Raw genomic sequence first — 3,010 nt, 5'->3', positions numbered from 1 at the left:
CTAACTAAAGAAAATAATATCGATATTATTAGCCCTGATATAGATTATAAAACAACAATTATCGTTATTGATGATAATGATTACCCCGGTTTTTTAGGAAATATTTTATCATCTTTTTCAAAAAGAAAAATAAATCTAACGTCTATAACCTCAAGACCCACAAAAGGTGATTTTGGAAAATACTACTTTTTGATTGATTTAGATGGCCATATGATGGAAGAAAATATTAAAGCTGCAATAAATGAAATTAATAGCAAGCATAATATGAAAAATTTGGGGTCATATATAAAAGCAAAACTACACAAGTGAGACATAAATGTATTTTTCTTCCCTGCTTATGCTTATGGCCAATGGAGATACTTGATTTTTGAGTGAAAAAGAACCAAGCTATCGCTAATAAATATTCAACTGCCTGCAACCTTACTAGTCTGCCTATTATTCGCATCTTTTTCTGTAATTGGGTATTAGCCAGTGTGATATTAGCATTTCAATTTTTCATTAGGCTACACACTGTTTCTTAATGGTTAGAAGAATCTGATGAAACCTTGTTTGCCTCGCTCCGAGAAAGAAAGTCGTACACTTGCGCCAGAGGCGAGAAAAAGATAGCATTTTATGCGCTGATGAATTTAAAATATTATATCAAGCTTACATAAGACAATGATTTACTTACAAACGGTTAGGTGTAGCTTCTGGCGTACAAATGGTTGATATGTTTACACATTCAAAAATCAATATAGACCATAGCCGATTAAGGGCTTCGATGGATATATTTCAAGGCGTGACAACTAAGTATTTAGAAACTCAAGTTTCGGGATTCACTTTTATCCAATAAAAGTGAACTCTACCTCACTCTATCCCTTCTTGACGTAAGGTAAAACTATCCATTTGCATGACTTGCGTAAAAAAATCAATCACCGTTTGCTCAATTTTCTCTAGTACATCAGATTTATCAACCCTTGTTAGTAAGCGGTTAATTAACCCCACATTCCAATAAAAATCAGGCTTTGGCATAGTGCTTCTTTACAAAGGAGATGCTATGAATCAATTGCAAAAACATGACCACTGGACTCAAATACTGACTGAGTTCAAACAAAGCCAGTTGCCGATTAAACAATTTTGTACTGAGCGGTCAATCCACTATCAAACACTTTACTATTGGGTCAAAAAACTCAACAGTAAAGAGGCCAAGCAACAAGTTCAGCCAATTGTCTTTGACCAGGAAAGCGCTGATGTCGTGGTGCTATTATTACCTAACGGTATTCGTGCTGAACTCCCTTCGATGCTCAGTCAAACACAAATCAAACATTGGGTTGCAGCATTACAATGACTCCCACTGGTAACGTGTATTTAGTGTCGGGTGTCACCGACATGAGAAAGTCGATTGATGGATTATCACTCATCGTCGCGGATACGCTTGAAATGGACCCCTTTAGCCAGGCTTGGTTTATTTTCTGTAATCGGGGCCGCGATAAACTCAAAATCCTATTCTGGGATACCAATGGATTTTGGCTTTATTATCGTCGCCTCGAAAAAGGTCACTTTAAGTGGCCGGTGCCTAAATGTGATGGCGCTGTTCATATCAGCAAGCAGCAATTACAGTGGCTATTATCGGGATTAACCTTAGATAATCCTAAGGCGCATCGACCCATATTTGGACTTGAAGTGTGACGTTAAATGTTGATCGCAAATTCTACTTGAACGATCATTTTTCGCTGTCACACTAAGGATATTGATAACCACTTAAGCCCTGAGCCACCTTGACTGACCTACCTGATGACGTAGCACAACTCAAAGCCATGTTGCTGCAACTGCAAGCAAAAGAGCGTGCACAAGCAGAAGAAATTGCTGAGCTTAAAACGACAGTGCAACTGCTGGTTGAACAACTCAACTTAAGTAAATCAAAGCGCTTTTCATCACAAAGTGAAAAGGTCGCCAAGGGCACGTTTAACGAAGCTGAGCAGCAACATGCGTTGCCCAACGTAAATAAGAGCAAGGCTAAAACAGGCAGAAAACCATTACCTGAAGCGCTTGAGCGTGAAGTTTATCTGCACGAACTCAGTGCCCCTTGTTGTGAATGTTGCCAAACACCCCTTCATGAATGCGGTAAAGAAGTCAGCGAAGAGCTCAAAATCATTCCACAGAAAGTCAGCGTTATCCGTCATGAGCGTACCAAATACACGTGTCGTCAATGTGAGAAAACACACGTCAGCAATAAAGTCATTACGGCTCCTAAGCCTGCGAGCATGTTGCCTAAAAGCATGGGCAGTGCTGAAACGTTTGCGGCAATCGTCACGGCTAAATATGTTGATGCATTACCGCTCTATCGCCAGGTTGATATTTTAAATCGCTCCGGTATTGAAATCAGCAGAGGCACACTCGCAAATTGGTGTGTACAACTAGGTGATAAAGCCCAAATTATCATCGATGCAATGAAAGCCAAACTCCTGAATGAAAATCTGATTTGTGCCGATGAAACAACGGTGCAAGTGCTTCGTGAAGAAGACAGAAAGGCCGAAACTAAATCGTACATGTGGGTTTATCGCAGTGGTGAATTTGCAGAAAACCCAGCTGTTATTTACGACTATCAACCGAGTCGTGCAGCTGCCTGTGTAAAGGATTTCTTAACGGGATACTCAGGCTACCTCCTGACCGATGGCTACAGTGCTTACAATACGCTTGAACAGGTCACTCAAGCTGCTTGTATGGCACATGCCAGACGTAAATTTACCGATGCACAAAAAGCATCGCCTTCAAAAAAAGCAGGTAAACCCGAAAAAGCGCTCAGTTACATAGCCAAACTTTACGGCATAGAAAAGCAGGCAAAAAACTTAACCTCACAAGCGCGTCAACGTAAGCGATCAATATAGACCCGGATCACCCCATTTTATCTAAGTCGCTCGTTAATTTTTTGTCCGCGAATCTCTCTTTCCAGACTCTTGGCGTCAGGTCGAGTACGTCTTTGGCCGGATGCAGTGCTACAGTAACCGTTCACCAGGGCCCTATTGACAGT

4 protein-coding genes and 1 pseudogene are annotated in these 3,010 nt (G+C 40.6%); 4 read left to right on the top strand and 1 reads right to left on the bottom strand.

Annotated features, from left to right (window positions below; genetic code table 11):
- On the top strand, window positions 1-309 hold a 309-nt coding region (locus tag ACX5KA_RS05400; protein WP_458730602.1), incomplete at its 5' end, for an ACT domain-containing protein.
- 537 nt (window positions 310-846) lie between these two features.
- Here ACX5KA_RS05400 and ACX5KA_RS05395 read toward each other — a convergent pair.
- The gene (locus tag ACX5KA_RS05395; RefSeq protein WP_013785983.1) at window positions 847-1,011 is read right to left on the bottom strand and encodes a hypothetical protein; all 165 of its coding nucleotides are present in this window, start codon (window positions 1,009-1,011) and stop codon (window positions 847-849) included.
- A 25-nt stretch (window positions 1,012-1,036) separates the two neighbouring features.
- Here ACX5KA_RS05395 and tnpA point away from each other — a divergent pair, with 25 nt between their 5' ends.
- From tnpA to tnpC, 3 genes and pseudogenes are all read left to right on the top strand, one after another.
- Window positions 1,037-1,327: an IS66 family insertion sequence element accessory protein TnpA gene (tnpA, locus tag ACX5KA_RS05390; RefSeq protein WP_013785984.1), complete on the top strand. Its 291-nt coding sequence runs from the start codon at window positions 1,037-1,039 to the stop codon at window positions 1,325-1,327.
- Entirely contained in the window at window positions 1,324-1,668 is a 345-nt protein-coding gene (tnpB, locus tag ACX5KA_RS05385) for an IS66 family insertion sequence element accessory protein TnpB (protein ID WP_013785985.1), read from the top strand. Before tnpA ends, tnpB begins: the two co-directional genes overlap by 4 nt.
- An 89-nt stretch (window positions 1,669-1,757) precedes the next feature.
- A pseudogene (gene tnpC, locus ACX5KA_RS05380) lies at window positions 1,758-2,858 on the top strand (IS66 family transposase); the annotation flags it as partial.
- Window positions 2,859-3,010: the final 152 nt, after the last annotated feature.

Source organism: Alteromonas alvinellae, from assembly GCF_902705805.1.
The sequence above is the reverse complement of the archived record's forward strand: the minus strand, read 5'-3'. Positions and strand labels throughout refer to the sequence as shown.

What these genes read in the sequence shown, in the direction of transcription:
- tnpB (WP_013785985.1), top strand. Translation starts at nt 1,324, where the DNA reads ATGACTCCCACTGGTAACGTGTATTTAGTGTCGGGTGTCACCGACATG.
- ACX5KA_RS05395 (WP_013785983.1), bottom strand. Translation starts at nt 1,011, where the DNA reads ATGCCAAAGCCTGATTTTTATTGGAATGTGGGGTTAATTAACCGCTTA.
- tnpA (WP_013785984.1), top strand. Translation starts at nt 1,037, where the DNA reads ATGAATCAATTGCAAAAACATGACCACTGGACTCAAATACTGACTGAG.